Annotated in this window: 17 protein-coding genes and 7 pseudogenes; 7 read left to right on the top strand and 17 right to left on the bottom strand. The window is 59.0% G+C overall.

Translation table 11 applies throughout. The features are described 5' to 3' along the window. Positions 1-144: 144 nt before the first annotated feature. Complete coding sequence (gene trxA, locus A4R29_RS04295; protein WP_063171269.1) at positions 145-465, bottom strand: thioredoxin; 321 nt, start codon at positions 463-465, stop codon at positions 145-147. A gap of 235 nt (positions 466-700) precedes the next feature. Here trxA and A4R29_RS32610 point away from each other — a divergent pair. Further along, a pseudogene (locus A4R29_RS32610) lies at positions 701-887 on the top strand (transposase); the annotation flags it as partial. Between the two features lie 607 nt (positions 888-1,494). Here the strand turns inward: A4R29_RS32610 and A4R29_RS32605 are convergent. From A4R29_RS32605 to A4R29_RS04285, 3 genes and pseudogenes are all read right to left on the bottom strand, one after another. Further along, positions 1,495-1,689, bottom strand: a pseudogene (locus A4R29_RS32605) (DDE-type integrase/transposase/recombinase); the annotation flags it as partial. A gap of 210 nt (positions 1,690-1,899) precedes the next feature. Beyond that, positions 1,900-3,585, bottom strand: coding sequence for an NAD(P)/FAD-dependent oxidoreductase (locus tag A4R29_RS04290; protein WP_063171268.1), 1,686 nt, complete (start codon positions 3,583-3,585; stop codon positions 1,900-1,902). A 430-nt stretch (positions 3,586-4,015) separates the two neighbouring features. After that, a pseudogene (locus A4R29_RS04285) lies at positions 4,016-4,237 on the bottom strand (transposase); the annotation flags it as partial. On the opposite strand from A4R29_RS04285, the gene A4R29_RS34575 reads away from it, so the two are divergent. The 3 genes and pseudogenes from A4R29_RS34575 (at position 4,131) to A4R29_RS34850 (ending at position 5,546) form a co-directional block, all read left to right on the top strand. Further along, positions 4,131-4,427, top strand: coding sequence for a hypothetical protein (locus A4R29_RS34575; protein ID WP_167355159.1), 297 nt, complete (start codon positions 4,131-4,133; stop codon positions 4,425-4,427). The pseudogene A4R29_RS04285 and the gene A4R29_RS34575 sit on opposite strands and share 107 nt — an antisense overlap. Positions 4,428-4,581: 154 nt before the next feature. Further along, a pseudogene (locus A4R29_RS04280) lies at positions 4,582-5,122 on the top strand (recombinase family protein). Positions 5,123-5,276: 154 nt separating this feature from the next. Next, positions 5,277-5,546: a hypothetical protein gene (locus A4R29_RS34850; RefSeq protein WP_244506889.1), complete on the top strand. Its 270-nt coding sequence runs from the start codon at positions 5,277-5,279 to the stop codon at positions 5,544-5,546. A 128-nt stretch (positions 5,547-5,674) separates the two neighbouring features. On the opposite strand, the gene A4R29_RS04270 is transcribed toward A4R29_RS34850, so the two are convergent. Together A4R29_RS04270 and A4R29_RS04265 are read right to left on the bottom strand one after the other, a co-directional pair. Beyond that, the gene (locus A4R29_RS04270; RefSeq protein WP_063171267.1) at positions 5,675-6,295 is read right to left on the bottom strand and encodes a hypothetical protein; all 621 of its coding nucleotides are present in this window, start codon (positions 6,293-6,295) and stop codon (positions 5,675-5,677) included. Between the two features lie 321 nt (positions 6,296-6,616). Continuing rightward, positions 6,617-7,031, bottom strand: a pseudogene (locus tag A4R29_RS04265) (transposase); the annotation flags it as partial. A 269-nt stretch (positions 7,032-7,300) separates the two neighbouring features. Between A4R29_RS04265 and A4R29_RS35530 the strand changes: the two are divergent. Beyond that, a pseudogene (locus tag A4R29_RS35530) lies at positions 7,301-7,420 on the top strand (hypothetical protein); the annotation flags it as partial. Positions 7,421-8,116: 696 nt separating this feature from the next. Continuing rightward, entirely contained in the window at positions 8,117-13,534 is a 5,418-nt protein-coding gene (locus A4R29_RS04260; protein ID WP_063171266.1) for a beta strand repeat-containing protein, read from the top strand. A 96-nt stretch (positions 13,535-13,630) separates the two neighbouring features. On the opposite strand, the gene A4R29_RS04255 is transcribed toward A4R29_RS04260, so the two are convergent. From A4R29_RS04255 to A4R29_RS04225, 8 genes are all read right to left on the bottom strand, one after another. Beyond that, positions 13,631-14,977, bottom strand: a complete 1,347-nt coding sequence (locus A4R29_RS04255; protein WP_082827296.1) for an HlyD family type I secretion periplasmic adaptor subunit — start codon at positions 14,975-14,977, stop codon at positions 13,631-13,633. Continuing rightward, positions 14,964-16,730 (bottom strand): type I secretion system permease/ATPase, encoded by a 1,767-nt coding sequence (locus A4R29_RS04250; protein ID WP_082827295.1) that lies wholly within the window; start codon positions 16,728-16,730, stop codon positions 14,964-14,966. Before A4R29_RS04250 ends, A4R29_RS04255 begins: the two co-directional genes overlap by 14 nt. Before the next feature lie 365 nt (positions 16,731-17,095). Then, a complete protein-coding gene (locus A4R29_RS35315; RefSeq protein ID WP_082827294.1) occupies positions 17,096-17,518 on the bottom strand; it encodes an ArsR/SmtB family transcription factor in 423 nt (140 codons plus the stop codon). Between the two features lie 155 nt (positions 17,519-17,673). Further along, positions 17,674-17,817 carry a hypothetical protein gene (locus tag A4R29_RS34445; RefSeq protein ID WP_161491065.1) on the bottom strand — a complete coding sequence of 48 codons (144 nt, stop codon included), beginning with the start codon at positions 17,815-17,817 and terminating at the stop codon, positions 17,674-17,676. Between the two features lie 360 nt (positions 17,818-18,177). Next, the gene (locus A4R29_RS04245) at positions 18,178-18,783 is read right to left on the bottom strand and encodes a thermonuclease family protein (protein WP_244506888.1); all 606 of its coding nucleotides are present in this window, start codon (positions 18,781-18,783) and stop codon (positions 18,178-18,180) included. 184 nt (positions 18,784-18,967) lie between these two features. After that, the gene (locus A4R29_RS32590; RefSeq protein WP_082827293.1) at positions 18,968-19,354 is read right to left on the bottom strand and encodes a hypothetical protein; all 387 of its coding nucleotides are present in this window, start codon (positions 19,352-19,354) and stop codon (positions 18,968-18,970) included. 5 nt (positions 19,355-19,359) lie between these two features. Beyond that, the gene (locus tag A4R29_RS04235; protein ID WP_145923730.1) at positions 19,360-19,803 is read right to left on the bottom strand and encodes a cyclic nucleotide-binding domain-containing protein; all 444 of its coding nucleotides are present in this window, start codon (positions 19,801-19,803) and stop codon (positions 19,360-19,362) included. Positions 19,804-20,337: 534 nt separating this feature from the next. After that, complete coding sequence (locus tag A4R29_RS04225; protein WP_063171261.1) at positions 20,338-22,128, bottom strand: PAS domain S-box protein; 1,791 nt, start codon at positions 22,126-22,128, stop codon at positions 20,338-20,340. Positions 22,129-22,212: 84 nt separating this feature from the next. Between A4R29_RS04225 and A4R29_RS04220 the strand changes: the two genes are divergently transcribed. Then, complete coding sequence (locus A4R29_RS04220) at positions 22,213-22,671, top strand: response regulator (protein WP_063171260.1); 459 nt, start codon at positions 22,213-22,215, stop codon at positions 22,669-22,671. 48 nt (positions 22,672-22,719) lie between these two features. On the opposite strand, the gene A4R29_RS04215 is transcribed toward A4R29_RS04220, so the two are convergent. From A4R29_RS04215 to A4R29_RS34840, 3 genes and pseudogenes are all read right to left on the bottom strand, one after another. After that, positions 22,720-23,136 carry a low affinity iron permease family protein gene (locus A4R29_RS04215; RefSeq protein WP_063173565.1) on the bottom strand — a complete coding sequence of 139 codons (417 nt, stop codon included), beginning with the start codon at positions 23,134-23,136 and terminating at the stop codon, positions 22,720-22,722. 53 nt (positions 23,137-23,189) lie between these two features. Further along, on the bottom strand, positions 23,190-23,699 hold the full coding sequence (locus A4R29_RS04210; RefSeq protein ID WP_063171259.1) for a YciE/YciF ferroxidase family protein: 510 nt from the start codon (positions 23,697-23,699) through the stop codon (positions 23,190-23,192). A 195-nt stretch (positions 23,700-23,894) separates the two neighbouring features. Then, positions 23,895-24,322, bottom strand: a pseudogene (locus A4R29_RS34840) (MobA/MobL family protein); the annotation flags it as partial. Between the last annotated feature and the right edge of the window lie 1,225 nt (positions 24,323-25,547).

The following is a 25,547-nucleotide window of genomic DNA, read 5'->3' as shown; positions in this document are numbered from 1 at the left end:
CTTGGCCACTCGATGGCTCCGACATCAGGCTGAAGCTTAAAGGGCTGAGCCTTGTACAAAACGCCCATAAATCACTATGGACCCTCCCGCTTTGCGGGCCGAATCTACGGTTTTTTCATTGCGGTACAGATTGAGCGATATCGATCAGCCAGCGTTCGAAATCCAGTTCAAAAGAGCTATCTTCGGTTTGGCGCCGACCGAGAAATCGGCCACTTCGCCGCCCTTGAAGATCGCGAGCGCCGGAATGGAGCGCACGCCTAATTGGGCGGCGAGCTCCGAGTTTTCATCGATGTTAAGCTTGGCGATCTTGATCTTGTCTTCCATCTCGACGGAGATTTCCTCGAGGCTCGGAGCAATCATCTTGCAGGGATCGCACCATTCGGCCCAGAAATCGACGACGACGGGTGCTGCGGATTCCAGAACTTCCGACTGGAAGTTATTGATATCGACTTTCACGGTAGCCATGGCTGCTCCTTTGATCGAAGAAGATGTTGAATCAAATGTGCGGTTTCCGGCTTAGCCGAATGCTGTTTCCACTTTGACTGAGCCCGAGTGAGATGATGTAAGTTTTGCGAGCGGCAAATGGACCTTCGTTCACTATCGAATGCGTCGATTGGAGCGTGTCCTTTAATGAAGATCCAAAATTCTGAAGCGTCAACGTCGAAATGGGTTACATTCGTAATGTGGATAGATCGGACATGCTGGACTGGCTCGCAAGCATGGGATCTCCGAAGCGACGACCTGCAATTGGAAGGCCAAATTTCGGCGCATGGACGTTTCCGAGGCGAAGCGGCTGAGGCCTTGGGAAGAGGAGAACGCGAAGCTGATGAAGCTTCTGGCCGAGCAGATGCTTCTACGTGGCCGCCCTTCGCGAGCTGCTTTCAAAAATGGTATGACCCGCCCCCGTGCAAGGGTCGTTTCGATCAGGACGATGCAGTGTTCTGCTCCGATACCATTCTTTGGACCGCCGGAAGGTAGAATTTCCCGGCTTTCTCACGGTGGCGGGCTGGCGGCGACAGGGCGGGCGGCCCGATGTAGGCCTCTTGCCGCCCAGTCGGTCTCTGGTCGTCTTCATCATTGCGGTTGCCGCCAAGCGGGCCGCCGATCTGGGAAGGAGATCGGCACCTCGGAGGTCGAGCGGATCTCGACGGCGCGTCGAACGGACCCGCCCCAGGCCTCGCAACGTCAAGCTCGTCCTATCCGCGAGAAACCCGACAGCGCCAGGAACCTGCCCGGTGACCTCGGGAATCCCCATCAATTCACCGACGCTGCCACGCGCCAGCGGCCCGCTGACAAAAATGCTGTTGGTCGTGCGCCCGGATGTGCCGACCGCATGGCCTTGGCCGTCGGTTTCGCACGTCCCGGTGGTCTGGGCGGCTTCGCGCCTTGGCCGCAGTGTGACGCGAATGCGCCCGTCAACCCGCTCGGCCGGCTGAACACGATCGCCAGCACCATCGAGGGAGAGGGTCCCGCGTCAAGTACGTGGCCGGAGTGTTTTCGCAGCGGCACATGCGAATTCTTGGCACGGTTGTTCAATCCCTTATGCGACCAATGCTCGACGTCCGGCATCACCTGTCGCCTGGCTGCTCCATGAGAGCGCAGCTTGTCGGTGATCATGCGCTTCGGCGCGACGCCTTGCTTCTTCACCAGCCGCGTCAGCAAGCGCTTGGCCGCTTTGGTGTTGCGGCGGTTCCAGTACCGATGCTACTGCATCCCGCGCCTGTCAGCGCAGGAAATCCCATCCTAGCCGATCGACCATGGAATTTTGCGCCCTAAAGTGCCGATTCCCTGATATCCAACGCCGAAGTTTTCCCGGGCAGTATTGTTGCAAATCTCCTTGAGTGTGGACGTAGCAAATATTTAAGAAGCCTTTTCTAAAGAAGGCTAATTTACCGGTTCTCAATATCGATAAGCGGAATTCATCGAATCAATAGGGTTACCGCTCAAGAGCTGGCCGCCACTGCTGCGGATAACAGCACATGCGGCATTTAAGCCCGTTTGTATCGCGCCCTCGACCCACCCGCCGGTAAAGGAGCATCCACATCCTGCGAGATACAAGCCCGTGTCTTCTTCCGGTCTTTTTGCGGTAGCGAATTGGAAAAATAACCGTTCTGAATAGATGTCTTCACCAGGATAATTGAGCTTGAAGGCACCTACTGAATATGGATCCATCAGCCAATCGTGCTGCAGGACATGACGTTCATAGTCACCGTTAGCCGGGACTAGATAACGGGCGAAATCAGGGGAAATGGCGGCTAGATCATCGACCAGACGCTGGCATCGTTCCTTTTTGTCCTGAATGGAAAGCATTTTGTTAGCATCATCTTCCCATGTATAACTTAACAGCACCACGCCCTTACCATCCGGATCATCTGGCTGATAGTCTAGGCAGTAAACCCCTCTGGCAAGGCCATCTGACAAGATGGTTGTTGGCGAGCCCTTTTTTAACCAGAACTTGTTTTCCGTCAGCATAAACAGCTTGGAAGAGCCGGTAAGGTGAGTTTCTCTGACCGCTCGCAAAACTTCGTTAGTAAGAAAGGTTCCATCCGCCGTGAGACGATGGGCCAGCTCCATAGCTCGATTGCTGGTGGTGACGATGACGCGATCAAAAGGCGCGACCTGCCCTCCTGCGCATGTCACGAGAATCTGACCGCCCTGTTTGTAAATACGGCTTACATGACCGTAGCGGACACGCTGCCGCAAACTCACACCGTTAAGCTCCTGTTCAGCCAACCGTTTCACCAACAGGGAGATCCCACCCATAATCAGGCGCTGATCGTCCTCGTACCCGTTAATTACTAGACGCAGTATCTCAGTAAACGCGGCTTGGTACACAGGTAAAAAGCCTCCAGATCCAATCCCCAGCGATCCGAAAAGCTCAAAATCTTCCGGCCTTTTCCAAGGTACGCGCCCTGGTGGCTGCGGTCCGGTAAAGATGGTGACGAGGGCCGAATAGAAGGAGATGTCGCGAAACGAATCTAGCCAGGCCTGCCATGCGTCACGAGCTTGGTCAAAGCGATGCGACCGAAGCAAAGTTGTGATCTTTGCCGGTGCGGGCAGTTGAATCCCTTCGTGCACGTAACCGTCGCTTACCAAAGCCTGCCATCCTTGATGAACGCGTCTGAACAGTGGCGGCGGAGACTCGCCGGCCTGCCATAAATGACGCGCACCTCGATAGTGCACCTCGGTATCCACGATGCCCGGATCGGGGAAGGAAGCTGCGGTATCTATCCTCAATTTGTCCAGATAATGGAACAGGCAGGTTGCACTGGAAGGAAAGCGCATAGCGCCCATCTCGGCAATGAGATGCGGTTCGCGCGGGTCGAAGATTTGTGACCAAGCCCGCCCACCCATACGATCCCGCGCCTCAAATAGCACGATGTCCGTTATTCCGGCGCGCAAAAGTTCAGTCGCCGCAACCAAGCCACTGATGCCGGCGCCCACAATGCCAACCCGCGGGCGCCGGCTGTTTTGAGCAAAGCTCCCAATACCACCTTCAGACTCGCTCAATCGCAAGAACGGTCCATAATCATACAGAAGATCGATACTCGGCAATGAATTTCTTGCGATGGTATTGTTAAGCATACCGCTCTCCGGTGATAGCTATATTTCTTGAGATCTAGTGTAGCCGCCCTCAGAATGCCTCCCCCGTTAAATTGGAACGCTGGACACAGCATAACCATTGCTGCTAACCGGAGGTGCAATTAACAGTGTGTATTAGAGATATCTTGCCATCTTTAGTACTCAGTAATAATAATCACTACAAACGCATCTCGCCAATCGAAGATTGACGCATATTTATTTTGGTGAGAATGGATTAGCCGACATACTTCGCGCTCCTCTCATATGGGGGAAGTCTTACTCCTGCCACCGAGCATGTACCAAATACTCGTGCGCGATATCTTCTATTAGTGCTTGCTAACTGACCATATTATCTACTTCTTTCTATCACTAAATTCCCACTCATTGAATTATTATTACGTTTCATATGTAATATAAACCGCTTCCTCACTGATCAGAACCCATTTGTCCTTTCTCTTCGGCCGATGGACATGATGCGCCAAGGCTGGTTTTCGAGCTTGCGCCAAGCATCGCAGCAATGGGCGACGATATCGTCATAGGATTTGAAGATGTGGTTCGACAGCCGGTTTTCGCGCAATACGAGCCAGAGGTTTTCGACCGGGTTGAGCTCCGGTGATTTCGGCGGCAGTGGCAGGATGGTGATATTCGTAGGCACGACACCTGGCGTCCTTTCCGGCAAGCAGCCTTTGGTTGCTTCCATCGAGCGCTATATCACTTTGGGGGGCGAGGATGAGGCAGCTGACTACGTCGACGAAAACGGCCAGGCATGGCAGGCCACGCCCGGTGCAGTCGCGTGGCTGGCGGAGGTTACCAGAAAGCTGAAACCACGACGACGGCGTAACTGACCACCGGACCGATGGGCGTGTTCTGATTTGGGTATACCCGGCCTGAACACCCGCCATGAACACGTCGCAACCGGAAAAGCCTGTAAATATTTTGGGCTCAATCTTCGATAATGAACAGAGCATCGCGCCGGCACACCCAAAATGAACAGTTTGCATGACCCGCATCGGATACGCTCGCAGCTCCACCACCGACCAGAACCTCGCCGGGCAGATCGCCGCGCTCAAGGCCGCCGGCTGCGAGGTCATTCGCGAGGAGCAGAAGAGCGGCTCTACCCTGGAAGGCCGTCCGCAACTCAACACCATTCTCGACTTCATTCATGCTGGCGAGACGCTGTCGTCACCCGGATTGACCGCCTGGCCAGATCGCTGCGCGACCCGCAAATGATCGTGGACAAGCTCAAGACGAAGGGCGCGCATCTCTCCGCGACAGAACAATCCGTCGATACGTCGACCGCCGCCGGTAAGGCCTTCTTTGACATGCTTGGTGTCTTTGCCGAGTTCGAGACCAATCTGCGGCGCGAGCGCCAAGCGGAGGGAATCGCTGCCGCCAAGAAGCGCGGCACATACAAGGGCCGGCCGCCGAAAATCGACCGCGACGCGATCCAGCAAAGGCTTAAACAGGGTCAGGGCCCAACATCGCCCGCGATCTCGGCGTCTCACGCGGTACTGTCTATCAGGGGAGGAAGGGCAAATGATGAAGGGCAGGCTCATAACCCGTCTGACGCCAGCGACATGCGCAGAGATCCAGACCCGCATGCTCGAAGTCTGCCAGAAGATCGCTGAGGACCATGCCTGGTCATCTAGGGCGCCGGATGGCACGGTACGGATACCGGCTTCTTCTTCGAGCCCGTGTTCCTCGTCAGCATTCCCGCTTCCGACGGCACCGCATTCAATCTCGAAAAAGACAGGTTCGAGTTCTTGGCAGAGCAATTCGGATTGGCCCCTTCGGACTTCGGACGCGAGTTCCGCACCGGAAGCGAACGATCCCGGATCACCGGCATCGATCCAAAGCGGCCACGCTACCCGATCTCCGCTGAGCGAATTCCCGACCGCAGAGGGTTCAAATTTGCCGCCGAAAACGTCGCCATGCTCCTCCAAGCCAAGGAGAACAAGCCGTGACGTTCTCGGATTGTTACGCAAGTTGGCCAAAATCGCATATGTGGAACGGCCCGCTTGGCAAGATATTTCCTCATGTATTTCCCCAGTAAGGACGGTGCGGTCATATGTCCGGCCTGTTTTCTGGCCTTTCAGCCATGGCCACGATGAGATCCGCGGAGCTCGCGCTGGGGCTTAGACAACGAGCTTTCCGGCCGACCAGTCGGAAAGGCAGGCAAGGTGTGCCAATTGTGATGACCCAACGGGACCGACATCCCGAAGCAAATCAGACCGCAAAATCGACCGCCAAAGGGATCGATCAAACGCCAGTACGGGCTGCCGGCACTGAGTGCTTGCCGGTTAAGCAGAACCTGGTCACCAGCCGCGGCTGCGAAGCGGCAGAGCGCCGTCTCGTTTCCTGAGGCCAGAATCCCGGTGAATGGATCACCGAGTATGATCGGATCGGCAGCGGCAAGATCCAGAAGCCGGAATTTGTAGGTACCGGTCGCGTCGAGAGCGCCGTCGACAACCAAGGTGTATGATCCGGCCACCAGGTCGAGTACCGGATTGCCTGAGAGATTGGCCGCATCCGAACCGGAACAGGATCGTGCGTTGACTTCCTCTCCGCGTGGACCGATCAACGTCCAGAAGAGGTACGGATCGTTGGTGAGGCTGTCGAAATAGAGCCGTGCCGGGCTCGCCAGATCGAACGTATAGCGATTCTGCTGGCCGGCATGGGCGATCGCGCCACCCTTCGTCGAGCCGACCGTCAAGCTCTGCGCTACGATCTTGCGTTCTGGCGTCGAGTTCCGATGCGCCGTGCAGTCTTCCGCTCTCTGCGACGGCGTGGCTAGGCTCCATGAACGCAGCGCTCGAACTGTCGTGGCGCACTCTTCCATCGGACTGACGGAGCATCGTCACAAGCAATCGAGCGCGGTCCGGCCGTCTCATCGTCGGCACGGCCGCAGGCAGGATAATTTGCGTTCCGTCGTTCCTGGTCTGCATCGGTCCTCATCCGCCGGGGCGGATCTCCTTGGTTCAGATGGCGTCCATCACCTTGCTCGCGCCATGCGTTCCAACTGCCGCCACACCGGTCATCGATAAGCGCCCAGAAGCTTGCGCGCCTTGCGATGCGCGCGCAGCGGCGTCCGCTTGGCCCGCGGCCGGATCGCCAACGTAGAAGGTCCCGTCGGTCCAGATCGCATGCATGATCACCGCTACGGTGGCCGGAGCGTTTTGCGATCTCCTGGCCCAGCTCTAGACCTTGTCCCTGCCCTTGAAGCGCGTCATCAGGCCTGACGCCGCCTCGTAGAGCGCGCGCCGCAAACACATCGCCAGCCTTCGAGATCCGTCCCTGGACGCCGATCGTTGAGCCCGATTGCCAGCGCCGCGAGGTCAGCCCGAAGTAGGCGGCGACTCGCGCGAGCGGCGAAAGCGCGTGGGATCGTCGATCGCCTTCATGAACGAGATCGCCGTCAGGGGGCCGACGCCGGGGATGGCCATGAACCTGGGCCGAGCTGAGTGAGCCGGCTTCTGAAGTATTCATGTCGAGGCGATGAACTGAGCGGCGTAGGTCATGCCGAGTGCGGCGACACTCGGTCTCTCGCGGCATGCGTTGCGGATCTGGCGCGATCGCGTGGAAGAATCGGTGACGAAATGGACTGGCGATCCCTGCTTCACCGGGTGCGAGGGCCTAATTAAGCAGCGCTGCGAATTGCGCGCGACGCCAAACACCGTTTGACGGACGCGGTGGATGGGCGGTCGACCGGCGCCGGTTCAGCGACGAGCAAAACCGGGCGATCGTGCAGGAGACGGAGAAGTCCGGCGGCGCCGTGGCGCAAGTCTGTCGCCGCCATAGCATTCTCCGTTTGCACCTGCAAACGTCACAAAATTGTTGAGCCGGATTCTTGTCCCGAACCGCAATGTTAATCACATCGAGTGCGTTAACCGTTCATCCATTTGGATGTTGACGCTCACTCTTCATTGGCATTAAGAATGTGTTAATATAAGCGGTTCCTAAAAAAAGATCCTGACCAGCAATCAGGGAAAGGGCGTCATGGGGACTAAAGGGAACGCAGCGCGGCTACCAAAGTCGTCGCGGCTACATGTTGTAGCCAAGACTTACACGTGGACGGCCATGTTGATGTCTGGCTGATCGCCGCACTGTGGCCTTGCGGCGACTGGACTACGCACTGACAGTAGCCGTACGCCAAAATTCGCATCTGGATTCTAGGTGTTTCAGATGGAGAGTGACTAATCTGTCGATGCGGCAGTGAACAGATGTGGGGGCATCTGTCTCGTGTACGAGTAAAAGGTGGGGGTTAAAATGGCTTCTTCTGAATTCGCAGGCGCCAGTGGAACTGCGATAGCGCGTGTGAGCGCGGCGTCTTGCCATTGGTCTGAATGGGAAATCCTTTGATCCTGGCGCTCTCGCCGATCATTCCCTGGCTGGCGATCGCAAGCCATTCGCACGGGATTTCCTTGACTGGCGACGTTGCAGGCCGACGGGCGTTGACGCGTCCGGCCGACGTTAATGTTTCGCATAAAAACTTGCGCTTCGGGCAAGCGCTCTACGGGCACTAGGGGAAACGGCTATGGGTGGAACAACGACGTCTTTTTCAAACACGCCGCAGGCAGCGGATGATTTCTTCACCAGCGTTTTCACCGGGCTCACTGAAGACAGTTTCGGGACCATTTTCCTCAATGTAATGGCCAACGATCTAGGCGGAAACGCCAAATCGCTGTGGTCTGTCGATAACGGAACGAACAACACTGGCGCGATGAGCGGCTACATCGCAGCTGATTTGTTGACGCAGGACCTGGGGCGGATTGAATCCGCGGGTTCCGATACAAGCGCCAACGGCGCAAAGATCTGGATTACGGCCGACGGGAAGGTGGGATACGATACAGCGTTCTTGTCGGCTGCTTTCAGGGCGCAATTGCAGGGGTTGAATGCCGGCCAATATTTGACGGACACCTTTATCTACTCTATCCGGCTCGGCAACGGGACGCTCAGCTGGGCAACCGCGACCATTCAGTTCGCGGGGACCAACGACGGGCCGGTTCTGAGCGACACAAGCGATCCGGCGACGGTGCTCGAACTGACTGGTGCCCCGGCCCAGAACCTGGCGGCGATCACGGGCAATTTCTCGGTAAGCGATCTCGATATCGGCAACACGCTGCATGCGTCGGTAGTGGGCAGCCCGGTAGTGCAGCTCAATGGCAGTCCGTTCTCTTTGCCCGCCGGGGCAGCCGCGTTGATCGCCGGTGGCGCGTTCGCGCTAACGGATACAACCTCCAACGGCGGCGCGGCCAACATCGGCTACACCTACGATCCGACTGCTGCCAACCTCGATTTCCTGCGCGCTGGCCAGAGCCTGACCATCACCTACACGGTGCAGATCAATGACGGCACGACCAACTCCGGCACGCAGAATGTCACCTTCACCATTACAGGCACTAATGATGCGCCGGTGCTGAGCGATACGAGTGATCCGGTTGCAGTGCTCGAACTGACTAATGCCTCGGCTCAGAACTTGGTGGCGATCACGGGCAATTTCTCGGTGAGCGATCTCGACGTCGGCGACACGCTGCATGCGTCGGTAGTGGGCGGCCCGGTGGTGCAGCTCAATGGCAGTCCGTTCTCGTTGCCCGCCGGGGCAGCCGCGTTGATCGCCGGTGGCGCATTCACGCTGACGGATACAACCTCCAACGGCGGCGCGGCCAACATCGGCTACACCTACGATCCGACCGCCGCCAACCTCGATTTCCTGCGCGCTGGCCAGAGCCTGACCATCACCTACACGGTGCAGATCAATGACGGCACGACCAACTCCGGCACCCAGCTCGTCAGCTTCACCATCCACGGCACCAACGACGCCGCCGTGATCGGAACCCCGACGGTCGCCGACGTCACCGAAGACACGCCCAACAGCGCGGCCGTGACGCTCACCGCCGCGGGATCGATTTCGATCAGCGATGTCGACACCGGCGAAGATCATTTCCAGACCACCGTCAGCGGCGCCGGCACCAATCTGGGCAGCCTCGTCCTGGCCGCCAACGGCTCCTACACCTACTCGGTCGCCAACGCCGCCGTGCAGTTCCTCGCCGGCAGCGACGCCAACGGCGGCACCAGCACCCATGTCGACACCTTCACGGTGACGGCCGCCGACGGCACCACCCAGCTCGTCAGCTTCACCATCCACGGCACCAACGACGCCGCCGTGATCGGAACCCCGACGGTCGCCGACGTCACCGAAGACACGCCCAACAGCGCGGCCGTGACGCTCACCGCCGCGGGATCGATTTCGATCAGCGATGTCGACACCGGCGAAGATCATTTCCAGACCACCGTCAGCGGCGCCGGCACCAATCTGGGCAGCCTCGTCCTGGCCGCCAACGGCTCCTACACCTACTCGGTCGCCAACGCCGCCGTGCAGTTCCTCGCCGGCAGCGACGCCAACGGCGGCACCAGCACCCATGTCGACACCTTCACGGTGACGGCCGCCGACGGCACCACCCAGCTCGTCAGCTTCACCATCCACGGCACCAACGACGCCGCCGTCAATGGTGTGCCAGCTTCCCAATCAACCGACAGCAACACGGCAAAGGTGTTCAGTTCGGCGAACGGCAACGCGATCAGCATTTCCGACGTGGACAATTCAAGCCACACGGTAACGCTGACGTCGAGCAACGGTACACTCACGCTTAGCGGCCTCGCTGGCCTGTCCTTTTCAGTGGGCGACGGCAGCGCGGATGGGACGATGACTTTCAGTGGTACGGATACGGCCATCAACGCGGCGCTGAATGGCCTGAGCTTCGCACCTACGAACAACTTCCACGGTTCGGCGTCGATCCAGATCACCACGAATGATGGAAGCCTGTCCGATACGGATACGGTGAACATCACGGTCGTTGATACGGTTGCACCGAATGCGCCGGTCATCACCTCCGTCACGGACGACGTGTCTCCGGTCACGGCGACCTATGGGACCTCCGGCGTGACAACCAATGACACTGATCTGACCGTCAAGGTTACGCTACCGACAAGTGGTTCACCGGCCGAGGCGGGCGATACTATCCGGCTCTATAACGGCACTGGCACAGGCATCCCGCTGGGAGGCGCCTACACACTGACCGCCGCGGATATCGTCAGTGGCTTCGTCAGCCTCCAGACGGGCACGCTGACCAATGGGACCACTTACAACCTGACGGCCAGGATCACCGATGCAGCCACCAATCAGAGCGCGGCGTCGAACACCTTCGTGGTCACGGAAGACACGACCGCTCCGTCTGCGCCGACGGCCCTCGATCTGGCGGCAGTCGACGATAGCGGTTCGAGCAGCACCGACAACATCACCAAGAACACCTCGGCCCTGACCATCAGTGGCTCGGGCGAGAACGGTGCGACGGTCACGCTGTTCGTCGACGCCAACAACAACGGCATAGTCGATGGAGGCGAGAGCCTCGGGACCACGACGGTGAGCGGCGGGGCATTCAGCCTCGACGTCTCTCTTGCGCAAGGCACGCACAACGTGCGGGCGATCCAGACCGATGTCGCAGGCAACGCCAGCGCGGCCTCGACCTCGCATGCGCTCGACATCACCGTCGACACGACCGCTCCGTCTGCGCCGACGGCCCTCGATCTGGCGGCAGTCGACGATAGCGGTTCGAGCAGCACCGACAACATCACCAAGAACACCTCGGCCCTGACCATCAGTGGCTCGGGCGAGAACGGTGCGACGGTCACGCTGTTCGTCGACGCCAACAACAACGGCATAGTCGATGGAGGCGAGAGCCTCGGGACCACGACGGTGAGCGGCGGGGCATTCAGCCTCGACGTCTCTCTTGCGCAAGGCACGCACAACGTGCGGGCGATCCAGACCGATGTCGCAGGCAACGCCAGCGCGGCCTCGACCTCGCATGCGCTCGACATCACCGTCGACACGACCGCTCCGTCTGCGCCGACGGCCCTCGATCTGGCGGCAGTCGACGATAGCGGTTCGAGCAGCACCGACAACATCACCAAGAACACCTCGGCCCTGACCATCAGTGGCTCGGGCGAGAACGGTGCGACGGTCACGCTGTTCGACGACGCCAACAACAATGGCGCGCAGGACGGCGGCGAAGCGACGCTGGGCACCGTCACCATTTCAAGTGGAACGACCTTCACCACGGAGATTGCGCTTGCGGCTGGGTTGCATCATGTGCGGGCGGTCCAGACGGACGTGGCAGGCAACCAGAGTGCGACCAGTTCGGCGGCGCTCGATATTACTGTGGACACGACCGCGCCGACCGTGAGCAGCGTCACTTTTACTAAGAGTGGAAATAATAGGACGGTCACAGTCGTGTTCAGCGAGGCGATTGTGAACTTCGACAGCAGCGACGTGACTGTATCGAGCGGTACCGTCGGGACAGTGACAGGCTCAGGCACTACCTGGACCGTACCTGTGACCAATGTATCGGGTAATCCAGTCAACTTCCAGGTTGTGTCGAGCGGCACCGGCGTGTCGTCGTGGACGGATATCGCGGGCAATGCCGGCGTGGGCTCAGCAATAACGGACATCCACCCAGCTGGCGTCGCCGGTGAGCCCATCAACCTGGCCCTGACCGATCCTTCGGCCGACTCGAACGACTTGATCACACTTACGGTCACCGGCGTTCCCTCGGGCTGGAGCCTGAACGCGGGGGCGAACAACGGCGACGGCACCTGGACCGTGCAAACAAACGATGTACGTTCCCTGGCGGTCACCTCGTCAAGCGGCTTTGCGGGTGCGGTGGTGCTGAACATCGCCGAGACCTGGACGAACGCAGACGGCACGATCGGAACCAAGTTCGTCGCCGACAACGTCGAGGCCTACGCCCAGGGCTCGCCGATCTTTGCCTGGTCCGGCGACGACGTGCTGACCGGCTCGAGCGGTAACGATCTCTTCGTCTTCTCGCAGCCGATCGGCAACGATACGGTGCACAGCTTCGACGCGGCCGCGGATAAGATCGACCTGATCGGATATTCCGGCTTCGCGAGCTTCGCCGATGTCCAGGCACATATGGCCGACGATGGTAACGGCAATGCGATGATCACGCTTGCGGATGGCCAGTCGATCACGCTCGACGGCGTGCATTCGAGCGCGCTCACCGGAAGCAATTTCGTCTTCGACCAGACCCCGGTGATTAACAATGCCGGGACCATGTCGATCGGCGACGGCGCGCTGCTGCCACTGAGTGGCACAATCAACAATACCGGCCTTATCTCGCTCGACTCGGCCGGCAACGACACCCTGCTGCAGCTGATCCAGCACGGCATCACGCTGCAAGGTGGTGGACAGATCGTCCTGTCCGACAGCGATGCGAACATGATCTCGGGCACGGCTGCCGATGTCACCTTGACCAATGTCGACAACACCATCTCCGGCGCCGGCCAACTCGGCGGCGGCCTGCTGGGTCTGAACAATCAGGGCACGATCATCGCCACCGGCAGCCATGCACTGGTTATCGACACCGGCAGCAGCACCGTCGTGAACTCGGGAACGCTGGAGGCGACGGGGTCGGGCGGCCTGGCGATCAACGGTACCGTCGCCAATTCCGGACTAATCTGGGCTAATGGCGGCGACATCGCGATCGGCGGTCAGGTTACCGGGAACGGCGATGCCCTGATCGGAAACATGTCGCAGCTGGAGTTTCACGCCGCCTCGTCCGCAGACGTCATTTTCGGGGTGGATGCAGCTGGCACATTGCGGCTGGACGATTCATTTGATTTCAGCGGAAGCATCGCCGGCATGACCAATGATGACAAGGTAGACCTCGGAGATATCTGGTTCAGCACCGGAACATCCGCTGTCTATCAAGCAAACCAGGATGGAAGTGGAGGAACGTTGACCGTTTCGGACGGCACCCACGACGCTAGGCTCCACATCATCGGCACTTACGATCCGGGCAGCTTCACCGTAGCCGACGACGGCGCTGGGCACACAGTGGTTGGTTACAATCCTGCGGACGACTTCCACTTCGTCTGACGTTGAAGGCCGCAGGCTCGGAAGTAAAGCGGGCGACGGATAGATCCGGCGCCCGCCATCACATTCGAGCTTCCGATATTCAGAGGTGGGGCGGGCCTACCTCTCCCGGAAGGCGCGTTGGAACGAATCCACCAGGGGCTTGGTAAGATAAGCCAGAAACGTCCGTTCGCCGGTTGAAATGAATGTTTCGACCGGCATGCCTGGATAGATCTGCTCGGGCTTGACCTGGGGTGGCAGCTTGTCGGCCATCTTGAGCCGGACGGTGAAGTATGGCAGTCCCGTGCTGGGTGTTATCAGGCGGTCCGCCGAAATGTAGAACACCTTTCCGGGTACTTTCGGCGTCGTCCGCGCATTGAGCGCCGTGAACATCATATTTGCGTCCTGCCCGATCCGAATTGAGTCGATGTCTTCGGGCTTTATCCTGGCCTCGACGATGAGCTCGTTCGTGGTCGGCAGAAGCTCCATCGCCGCCTCCCCTGCACGGATGACGCTGCCTTCGGAATTGTAGAGCGATCGAACGATGATGCCGTCCACCGGCGCCCGGATGGTCGTCCGATCCAGAACTGATCGAGCGGCGTTGATTTGTTCCTCGAGGTCCGCGACCTGGGCCCGCGCTTTGTTCAATTCCGTGACAGCATCCTCGACCCGGCTTGTTGTGAGCCGTTCAATCTGCTGACGGGCTTCCACAGTTTGTGTCGCCGAGCTCGCGATTTGCGCTTCCAGTGATCCTGCCTGGCCCACCAGCTCGGCAGTGCTGCGCAGAAGATCGGTATATTCGGAACGATTCGTGAGCCCTTTTTTCAGCAGGTCTTTTTTTCTTTCCGTCTCCTCGTTGACGACCGCAAGCTGATTTTCCGCGGCCTCCTTCTGGGCCTTTAGCCCGACCACGGCGTCCTGAAGAGCTGCGACCCTTTGCTTCAGAATCCCCTGTTCCGCGCCATAACGCGCTAGCCGCGCCTGAAATTCCTTGTTTTGCTCGCCGAAGACACCGCTATATTCGGAAGCGCCTGAATAGGCTCCGAGGTCAGTGGACAAGACAATTTTGTCAAGGCTGTCCCGCTCTGCTTCGAGCCGAGAAATTTCAGCTTTTTGTGCAACCCACTGCTTGAGAACGCGGTTGAGCTGGGACTGCGCCACCGTCGGATCGAGCACGATCAGGGCCTGGCCTCTTAAGACCCTGTCACCCTCCCGGACCTTGATGCTGCTAACCACGCCTCCTTCGAGGTGCTGGATCATGACATTCTGCCCGGCTGCTGCGACCACCCCTGGCGCGATCGTCGCTCCCCCAATCGGTGCGGTGGCCGCCCAGAATCCGAAGCCGAGCAAGAAAACGGCGACGCTTGCATATCCCGCCAGCGTGATCCGATCCGTGCGTGTATCGATGTTGCGCTGCCAGCGATACACCTTGGCGCCCGTCTGGATAGTTTGGCTAGGAACCGTCATTAGCGACCTTTACCTCCACGCGAGCAGGTGACGGGAAAGGCACCACGCCTTCGTTGTCATGCGACTGAGCGGCCGCGGCCGCCGCTTGGCCCCGTCGCTGGGCAAGTTGGTCGAGCACGTCCTTGGTCAAACCGTATATCTCAACCTGGCCATTGCGCAGCATGAGTATACGATCGCATTTGGAAGCGAGGGAGGGACGGTGGGTTATGACGAGCACGGTCGTTTTTCGTGAACGGGCTCGGATGATCGCTCGCTCGAGCGCGGCTTCGCCTTCGGAATCAAGATTCGCGTTAGGCTCGTCGAGAACCAGGACCTTGGGATCGCCGTAAAAAGCGCGCGCAAGCCCAATGCGCTGACGCTCACCACCAGAGAGGCGGACGCCGGTCGGGCCGATCACCGTCGAATATCCATCCCTCTGACCTAGGATAAGCTCATGCACCTGCGCCTGCTGGGCTGCTTGAACCAATTTCTCATCAGGCGCGTCTGGCTCAAAACGCGCAATGTTCTGGCCGATGGTCCCTGGGAAAAGTTCCACATCCTGCGGAAGATAGCCAATATGACGGCCGAGTTCCTCCGGATCCCAGTTGCGAATATCGCCGCCATCGATGCGGATCGCCCCGGAACGGGGCTCAATGGCACCGACTATGAGGCGCGCCAGCGTCGATTTTCCAGCCTGGCTTGGCCCGACGATCGCAACTGTTTCGCCGGCGGAGACTTCAAAGGTCAAGCGCTTTATCAGCGGCAGCGCACCGTCGGCAGAACCTGGAACATGATAGACTATTTGATCAGCACTCAACGCCCCTTGAGGCGTCGGCAATGCAACATTGTCCTTTGGTCCAGACCTTGATTGGGCAGCTGAAAGCCGCTTCCACGCAAGATTGGCGTCGATGACCTGCCGCCAGCTTCCAATGATCTGATCAAGGGGCTGGAGCGCGCGCGCCGAGATCATCGAGGACGCAAATATCATACCGGCGGTCATCTCGTTGTGCAGAACCAGATAAGCGCCGACGCCTAGTATCGCGATTTGTAGTACCGATCGCGTGGTGCGAGACACACCGCCGTAAAATGCGTTGATGCGAGCGAGCCCATCCGAGGCGTGCAGCGAGCCGGAAAAACGGGCGCCCCAGAACTCTATCGCGTTGGACACCATGCCGAGTGCACGGACCGTCTCGAAGTTTCGCGCGAAGGCCTGCGCCGAATTCATTGAGGCGCTAAGATTCTCCGCCGCCTCCCTGTTAGGTCGCGAACTCGCAATCTGGTTCAGCACGGCGATGGAAACCATGAGAACCGCTCCAATAACAGTTACTAGGAAGAGAAACGGATGGATGAAATAAAGTAGGCCCACGAAGATCGGCCCGAAAGGGAGGTCGAATAGAAAAAAGATGGTTCGCGAGGCGATAAATCCCCGCAGGGTGGCCAAGTCACGCAAGGCTTGCACATCGCCTAGTCCAGCGCGAGGGCCGCTCATTGCGGCGAGAAAAGACGATGCGCCCAAAGAGACATCCAGTCGCGCGGCGAGTCGGCTTGCATATACACCCCGCACGACTTCGAGCACGCCGAACAGCAAGAGCGACGATAGAGCAAGCAAGGTTAGGTAGGTGAGAGTATCCAGATTGGCCGCGGGCAAAACCCGATCGTATACCTGCAGCATGTAGAGAGGCAGAATTAGCACCAGGGTGTTCATCACCGCGGAGAAGAGGCCCATTTCGACCACGCTCCTCGAAAGCACCTTTCGGTTTGTAGAACTGGACATGCCCAAAATTGCCCCCAGCGAAATGCACGCACATTAGGCAATCGTTATATATCATTCGAGGTTGTCACGCTATCGGCCGCAATTCTTTTGAGAGCCATAGTAAAGAGGGCCGACGCCGACTGAGGCGCTATGCCAGCAAAAATCGATGCATTTGATGGGTGCTCGCCGGCCGCTGCGCGCACGCACAAATCAGGCTCTCGATCAACTGGCTCGACAAACCTGATGTCCTTATCCTTCCTGCGCTGGTTGCGGTGGCCACGCCTCTTACCGGCCTTGATCAAGCTTGTCCCATGGTGTGTTTCGATCTTTGTAACGCGCTCGCAACTCGGTGGAGCGAACGATCGTTGTCAAGCCAATCGGACGGCCTACCTTGATCGCCTCTTTCTGCAAGGTCGCTGCGGGACCCAAGATGGTAATGCTGGAAGCTCGTTATTTCTGGCCAGATCATCAAGCACCCTGATGATAGCCTTGGCTTCTTCGGACTTGCAGGAATAGTACCGCCAAGAGCCTTCGGCGCGGCACTCGAGAACTCCATGTTCGACGAGCTCTCTTAGATGTAGCGAAATGGAGTGCTTAGTGCAGCCCACTGGGGAGAGCAGATCTGACACCGTTCTTTCGCCATCCATCAAATGAATTAGTGTCAACAGGCGCTTGTCGTTGGCGAGGGCAGCAAGCAACTGCGCCGCGACCGCCACCTGTTCGCGGAAGGAAGGGCGCTTGGTCGGACGCCGCCGCGGAGCAGGGCTCCCCCCGATTTCCACAAGACCTCGTCTAACATATGCAGTCATGCACGTGCCTCCGACCCCAGCTAAGCAGAAGCACTACGACGCTTCTCTAGTCAAGCATATGCTAAAGGAGTCCGCTCTCCGGCATCACCCAGTGCGAGCCCTTGCCCCTCCAGTGGTTGGTGAGGATGGCAATGCGCTTGGTGGTGAGGTCGAGTTCATCTGAGCTTGCGATAGACCGGCGTGATCTCCTCGGCCCGCACCTTGTAGCCGATCTCTTTGGCGGAGGGGTCGAACGGAGCCGAGAATAAATCCAGCCAGTTGCGCCGCTCGGCTCCATCAGCCCTTAGAAGTAGCCGCACCGGTTATCCTCGCGGTTGTAGGGAGCTAATGCAGTCTCCGTAGTATGTGATGACGTCATTCCCAGGCGCGGCTATGGAAACAGAGGTGGGCATTCGAAGGGAAAACGTCAGCTCCTGTGCCCCTATTTCGGCAACCATCAAAACTTGATCCGACGCTTAACGAAACGGGCGGGTTTTGTCCGACTTGCAGAGTATTGTCGTTAGCTCCCATCCCGCCACGGAACGTTAGCAGCATCGGAGGCAGGTGCTCAAACTTGCAGGAGACCACAGTCGGTTCTCCCGCCGCAAGCGCAACCATCTGAAAGGGCAGGCACAAAGCCACAGCCAGTCCAATTAGTCTCGCTGTCATCGTCGCCATTGCTAGCATAAGGTTTCGCACGCCTGCCCGTCGCCATCCCGGTCGAGCTTGCCGCCCCACGGACAATTACTGAGATACCATTGAGCCTCGTCGCACGAGCTGATTTGCGAGCATTTCCGCCGCGGCTGGCATGAGTAGCTTTGCGCTACCTGTTGACGGCTGATGGTGCCGAGCGGTTGGCTCACCGCCGGTTGGGCATCGTCTCCATGCCCGGCGCGCCATTCCCACGGCGCTTGGAACTTTCCGACCCACAGCCCGACCTTCGCCGCTTCCGCCTTCCCCTGCTGCACTGCATAGGCACCATGGCTGTAGCGGGGCCAGTCGATCGCCTGGCCGTGCTCGACCATCCAGGCGCCCACGCTGGCGCCATCGGCACGCTGGCAGTCGCCGACAAAGCGGTGATAGCGATCCCAGGTCACGAATGAGCATTGCACTGGCTTCGACGCGGCCAGGAAGGTGTCAAGCGCCTGTGCCGATCGCCGGCCGCAGGGATAGTCGGCCCCGCTCGCATTTTTACAAAGCTGCTGGCTCTCCGGCGCGTCGATGCCGTTGAAGCGGATGCGCTGTCCGTGGATTTCGATCGTGTCGCCGTCGATGACGGATGCCACGCCGCAATCGTCGCCAGGCCCGCGCTGGTCCAGTTCGGCAGATGGAACTCAGGTATGCGGTCGCTGTGTTGCATGGCCGTTTGCGCAGCCAGAGCGCCAGCCGCGGTCACCGTCACCAAGATCAGGCGCCTTTGCACCACGCCAAGTGGCCTCCGGCGAGGCGATCGCATTCTACGCAGCATTGCTAGTTCGCCTCATGTCCGGTGCGGCCGCCCGGTTTCGCTTCGGCGGCACGTTCACCGCAAGCCCGGCCTAGGCTGTCAACCCCATTGCGCAGATCGCATGGATGATTGCCAGAGTCCCCGCCGCCACCTTGGCGCGCACCTTGGCCTGGCGGTGTCAGCGGGATTCCGCGAAAGGCCTGGATAACTCCAGCTGTTCGCTGGCCGTCGCCCTCAATATGCGTGTTCTGACTGTTCGGGTTGAACGGGGCGACTGTCTGGGCGAGGCTATTGGCGCGATTGGCGTCGCCGGCAGAGAGCGTCACGCTGTCGTAGTGATTGAGATAATCCGCTGCGCAGCCGCTCAATGCCAGAACGATGCCAAGGCAGATCGCCAGGTTCCACTGCATGGCCCCTAGACCGGCGCCGGGTTTATGCCGGCGGCTCTCAGCTGCGCACCAAGCTTCGCTCGAGTCCCACACGCGGCCTTGTCGCCGGCGACGCACTTGCTAGTCTGGACTTGGGCGTAGTGGACGTAGCGCAGCAGAAAGAGCCGCAGGGTGGGGCTGTCCGAGAGCGCCTGCGCGAATGGCGTTGCGTCCATGCCGAGGACCTCGGCCTCCACCTGAATGTAGCAGTCGTGCGGCGACCTGTTGCCCCCCATGATCAGTGCCGAGCCGGTCATGCCCTCGAAGCCGATGACGCGAACTTCGGCGTCGAGTTCCGGCCGTAGCTTCGCCACCACCGAGCCGATCCCCGTCTCAAAGAAATAGACGGCCTTGATCGGAGTGTTTGCGGTTTCGAGCGGTGTTCTGAGCGGAAGACATCCTGTACGCAATTGCGGCTTGAGCAGGGCCAAGTCTTCTGCACTCATATTCCGCAGCAGCAGGTTCCTATATGCGGATTCCGGTTCGTCATGTGGCCGCTGCCACACACGGTCGTTTTGATGAAGAATGCGGATTGCTGAGGCGTGGGAACTACCCGAGGCCTGAGGAGGGAGGGCTGGCTGGCGTTGGGGCCGAACCGTTTGAGATGTTCGCGAAGCAGCGCCTCGTCGACGACACCGTGCGAAAAAAGGGCCATGGCACGGGCCGCCAGGTCCGCAGCCTCGGAACTGCCATCGGCTATACCCTGCTCCCGGCACACATGGTCATAAACGCGTTTCAGCAAGGCAAGATCATCGGGATAGGCCACGCCACTTTGGGGAATTGTAGGGTCGGGTCATCGCTGCTACCCCTCTAACAGCACACATCAGCACGTTAGCGATAAGCAGATAGAGCGCTATAGTCGGTACGTTTTCGACAATTACCGTTCTACATCGGGGTAAGCTGCCGACCGCCTCACCGTCCGGCTGAGATGAAACAGACGTTGGCAGGCAGGGACCCGATGACTTCTAGACGTCCTTCTCAACAGATGCGACGGCGGCCAACGGCGCTTCAAGCGTCCAGGTGATGCCATGGGGGCCATACTCAAGATTGGCCTTGCCCCCGACCGCCTCAGGCGCCACCCGCTTCAGCACCACGGTTCCGAAGCCGCCCTGGCCGACCTTCTGGACCTTCGGCCCATCTGTTTCCGCCCAGGAGAGGTGGAAGTGCTTCGAGGCACCAGAGCCTGTCGCGTCCCATTGGACCGAAATCGTCCCGTCATCGCCAGAAAGCAAGCCGTATTTGGCTGAGTTGGTCGCAAGCTCGTGGAAGGCAATGCCGAAATATTGGACGGCATTGGGACTCAGCACGATGGATGGTCCCGACATGGAAATGCGCCCCTCATTGCCGAAAGGTTTAGCCTGCGACAGCAGCAGTTCAAAAACGGTGACGCCTCTCCAATCGCCAGCGACAAGCAGATCGTGCGAGCGTGACAGGGCCATGATCCGCTCACGAACCTGCCGTTCGAATACTGCGGGGTTCTCGGCGCGCTTGTTGGTTTCCCTGATCATCGAAAGGATGACGGAATACTGGTTCTTGACCCGGTGGTTGACCTCGCGCATCAGCATGCGAATACGATGCTCGTTCTCCCTTGCGGACGTGATGTCGCGTGCGATCTTGGATGCGCCAATGATCTGCCCGGTCGCGTTGCGTACAGGCGATACCGTCAGCGAGACCGGAACCAGGCTGCCGTCCTTGCGCTGACGAATCGTTTCGTATGTGTCGACGGCTTCGCCACGGCGGATTCGTTCGAGGATGCGGGGTTCCTCATCCTGATGGTCGTCCGGGATGAGCATGGTCACCGACCGGCCGATTGCTTGCTCGGCAGTGTAGCCGAACAGCCGTTCGGCACCGCGATTCCAGCTCTTGATGACGGTGTTCAGATCCTTGCTGATGATTGCGTCGAATGAGGACTCCACGATGGCCGACAGATGGTGCCTGGCCTCCAGGGCACGCTGGCGGTCGGTGAGATCAAACAGCATGTTCACGGCACCGATCAGGTTGCCCGTCTCATCGCGGATCGGGGTCGGATAGGGCTGAAAGGGGAAGAAGGATCCATCCGGACGCTGCGCTATGGCCTGCTGGTCGCGTACAGGGCGGTTCTCCTTGAGCGCGATCGCCATCGGACACTCATCGTGAGGCAGTTCCTTGCCGTCGGGCGTGAACAGCTTGAACGTCACGCACCATTTATCCTTGCCGATCTCGGGCTCGCGGCCCGCCATCTCGGCGGCGGCTCGGTTGTAATACGTGATGATTCCATCCGGGTCGGTCGTGTAGATGGCGACCGGCAGACTATCGAGGACCTGGTGATAGGTGCTGTCCTGCCGCCTCAGCTCAGTCCGCGTGCGCTCTAGATCACTTACGTCGACAGTGAAGCACCTTGTGTGGATCAGCTCGCCGTCACTGAAGTGGCCGCTGGAGGAAATTTCGACATGCTTGATTGATCCATCACGAGCCCTCAATCTCGCCGGATATCTTGCGATTTTTTCGCCATGGGTGAGCCGTTTCAGAATGTCCTCGATGACCTCCCGGTCCGGATAGAACTCCGCGATGTGGCGGCCGATATAATCCTCTGCGGGATAGCCGAGAAGGTCGAGCTCGGCCTGGTTGGCATGCAGAATTACACCGTCGCCGCTCACCAGATGGAGCGCAAGGGCGCCGTTCTCGAAGAAATCCTGGTAGTTGAAGTTCCGGCTATCCCCACCGGATGTTACTTGGTTCTTGAACGCGACAACATTCGCGTGCGGCACTTCACCCATCCCCAAACCCCTTGCTGTTTAACCGCCCACAACGCGGCCGTGGCCAATTTGTTCCAACCGCTCGTGCCTCGCGGCCTGCGCACGATGCTGCTCTTGATTCAGCCTGTTGCGACATGCAAGCTTAGTCACGGACGGAAAACAACCTCGCGTAACGTGCAAATCGTGCCTCAAATGGACAAATCTCTGGTCCTTGTCGTTGACGACGAAGCTTTGATTACCCTGGAGATGGAGTCCGCCCTTCGCGAGGCAGGCTTTGCCGTAGCATTGGCATCGTCATGTTCCGAAGCGGAGCGCTTTCTTGCCGACCACACCCCTGCCGCAGCGGTCCTGGACGTCAGGTTGTCGGACGGTGAGTGCGTTGAGGCAGCAAGAACGCTGGCTGGCCGGGATGTGCCCTTCGTCGTGTATTCCGGTCTTGGCGTCGAGGATCGCGACGAGGCATTCTCACGTGGTGTGACAGTGATGAAGCCGGCCGGACCGGAAGAAATTGTCCGCCTTCTCAGAGAGCTGTTGGCCGATCAGCAACCGAGGATGACGGGATAGCTGCGTCCTTTGAACTTGAGCTCGGGACTTACGTGCCGGTTCCACGTGTCACGGTGGCGACTTTCGTTTCGGCCGTCGGCCCGCCGCCCTTTTTAGTTGGGACTCGGCTTTCTTCTTCCTATTGGCTGCGCGAAGGCACAGAGCGCGCATTTCCTCGACTTCCTTTTCGGTGAGGTGCTCGATGCCAATGAAGTCATTCTTTCCGTCACCGGCCCGGATCAACTCGTCAAGTTTGGCCTGAATGGCCGCTCCATCCCGGTTTTGGGTGCTTTGGATCAGGAACACCATCAGGAAGGTGATGATCGTGGTGCTGGTGTTGATAATGAGCTGCCACGTCTCCGAGTACTGAAACCTTGGCCCCAAGGTGGCCCATAGAATAACGGAGGCGACGCAGAGAGCGAAAGCCCAAGGTCTACCGGTGGCGCGGGCAACGGCTCCGGCCATGGTCGTAAACAGTCGTTCCATGAAGCCCTCTTGCGTGGGCACCCTGACAGTCACCAGGGCGCCGGAAGGTCTTCCTATGCCGCTTCAGCGGCAACATTGACAGCGGCCCCGGCGAGTTCGGTCAAGGCCGCGTCCGTCTCTTTCTCTTCGCCGAGCGTGAGGTCCAGCAGGTTGACCGCGTCGGTCAGGCCAAGTTCAGAGGCCCAGGTCCGCATGGTGCCATAACGGGAAATTTCATAGTGCTCGACCGCTTGGGCGGCGGCCAGCAGACCGGCGTCCAACGCAGCCGCGCCCTTATACTCGCTCATGATCTCGGCGCCTTCCTCGGTGATGCCGATGATCGCCGCACATGTCTTGCCTGCCGGCTTCTTGCCAATCGCCTCGAAAACCTTGTCGAGGCGGGCCACATGCTCCTTGGTCTGTTCGCGGTGTTTTTCGAAGGCTGCCTTCAGGTCCGGACTCTGAGCGGCCTTGGCCATCTTGGGCAGGGTGGCCAGGATCTTCTTCTCGGCGAAATAGATGTCTTTGAGCGTGTCGTGGAAAAGGTCGTTGAGACCTTTGTTCGATGCCTTGGACGTTGCCATGCCGGGAACCCTCCTCGTTGATTGCGAGCGATAACTCCGCCAGCGCCAGACGGTTCCGGCAAGTCCATTACCGACACGACGATCGAGGCCCTGACGCTTGCCTAGCGAAGCCGCTGCCGGAGTAATTGCCGCGCCTCGCGCAGAAGCGAATTCCAGTCGGTGCCGATCAACCGGATAAGATCGCGCGCTTGTTCTTTAGTGGTGGCCGTCTGCCCGGCAAGAGACTGCAAGTGCGTCATGCAGCTCCATCGCATGGACACGGCGTTCGTCGTCGCCCATCGTCCTCGCCGCGGCCAAGCGCTGGACATGAGAGCACCTCGGCACGCTTCCGACCATGTGGCGGAGCAAACTGCCTCGACGCCCCTGCACATTTCTGCAGTGATCACGTTCCCGCGCCGCGCCTTGCGCCTGGCTGAGTTCGCGCGGCAGGGCAAATTCCACTTCGCGGACGAGCTGGGCATCCTTGCGGACCTCGAACGCCTCGACATCGTTCCACAGCCTCTCGCGGTCGCGCCATGCCTCCGGTGCATTTTCCGGCAGCATCACCTCGGAATGGACGACGCCGCGCTGGCGGAAAAATCATGGCTGCGTTCGATCCGCTCGTCGCGTAAGCGCGAAGCTGCGCCGGCCGCAAGAAGGCCTCGGATTTCCCGTTTTAGATCCTCTGCAATCTTTGTCTTGGTGAGAACGTTGAACGGTACCAGAGCATCCCACTGCCGACTGATGACAACACGTTTCTTGCCTTTGTCCGCTCGGCCGTGCCGGCCTCGGGTTGCGATCTGCTTCGAAGGGTTTTGGACCTGCGTTTGAATGGGCCCTAACCGGAGTTGCAACTCCGGTGGGAGGGAAGTCAAACTGACAAGATACTGGTTGCCCGCGTTGCCGCCCTTACCCTGAATGACGCGCACCTCTAGGGAGTGCCCTCGCCAGTTGCCACGCAGGCAGGCCTTCCAAATTGCCTGTCGAGAGATTCCTGCCAACTTGGCGAGCAGGTTGAGTGGCACGAACTCTTTCCTCGACACCGTGCGCTATTCCCTAGCGGCAGAACAGGACCACCGAGTAACAGCTGGAGTTATATCTGTCGTGACAATCACGCCTTGCATCGCCACGCAGCCTGCGAAGGCGCGCCTGAAGGCGCACAGCTGGACCTTGGTCGAAAGGGCTGCTCCGGTTTACCAATCCTGTCGTCTTGAGGTTGACCAATCCGTTGTCGACCGTGAGCGGGTTTACCAATAGGGCGGCTATATTCTACGCAAATCCAATCACTTAATGCCAATCCAGAATTAACTATCATTGAGGCCATTGGTAAACTCGATCTTTGCATTGGAAACTCCTACCTTCAGCTAGAAACACTCCTGTTTTCAATCACATAGGCCACCCACAAGCGACCCATAATTCCGGACTGGTAAACCCCGTGAAAGGCCAATTAATTCCGGACGTCACACCAGTGTGGCGCGCGGAATTAACTGTTGTTGTCCGGAATTAATCCGGACTTCGGAGAGGCCGGGCCCATCGCGAAAACGATCAATGACCTATGTGTCGAGCCGCCGCCGCGGACGGAATCTGCGGGCTTCAGCATCCGCCGAGTGTGAGCGGTAGTCGTTCGTTGAGGGTTACCAAACCTGTCGCTGGTGGGTTACGAATGCGCCTAATGAATGGCCTTAGGTTACCAATCGAGGCCGCAATTGTCTCAATGAATCACCGCTTTGGCGCCAGTTCGAAATTAATTGTCGTTGGGGCACAATGGTAACCTTGTGATCGAAGGGCATTGGTAACCTATTCGAGCGAAAGCAGTGGGATATGAGCCACTTAGCAGTACAGCTGACGACAAATAAATTCTGGACGCCG

The sequence above is a fragment of the Mesorhizobium ciceri biovar biserrulae genome, assembly GCF_001618845.1.
Lineage (GTDB): Bacteria > Pseudomonadota > Alphaproteobacteria > Rhizobiales > Rhizobiaceae > Mesorhizobium > Mesorhizobium ciceri.
The sequence above is the reverse complement of the archived record's forward strand: the minus strand, read 5'-3'. Positions and strand labels throughout refer to the sequence as shown.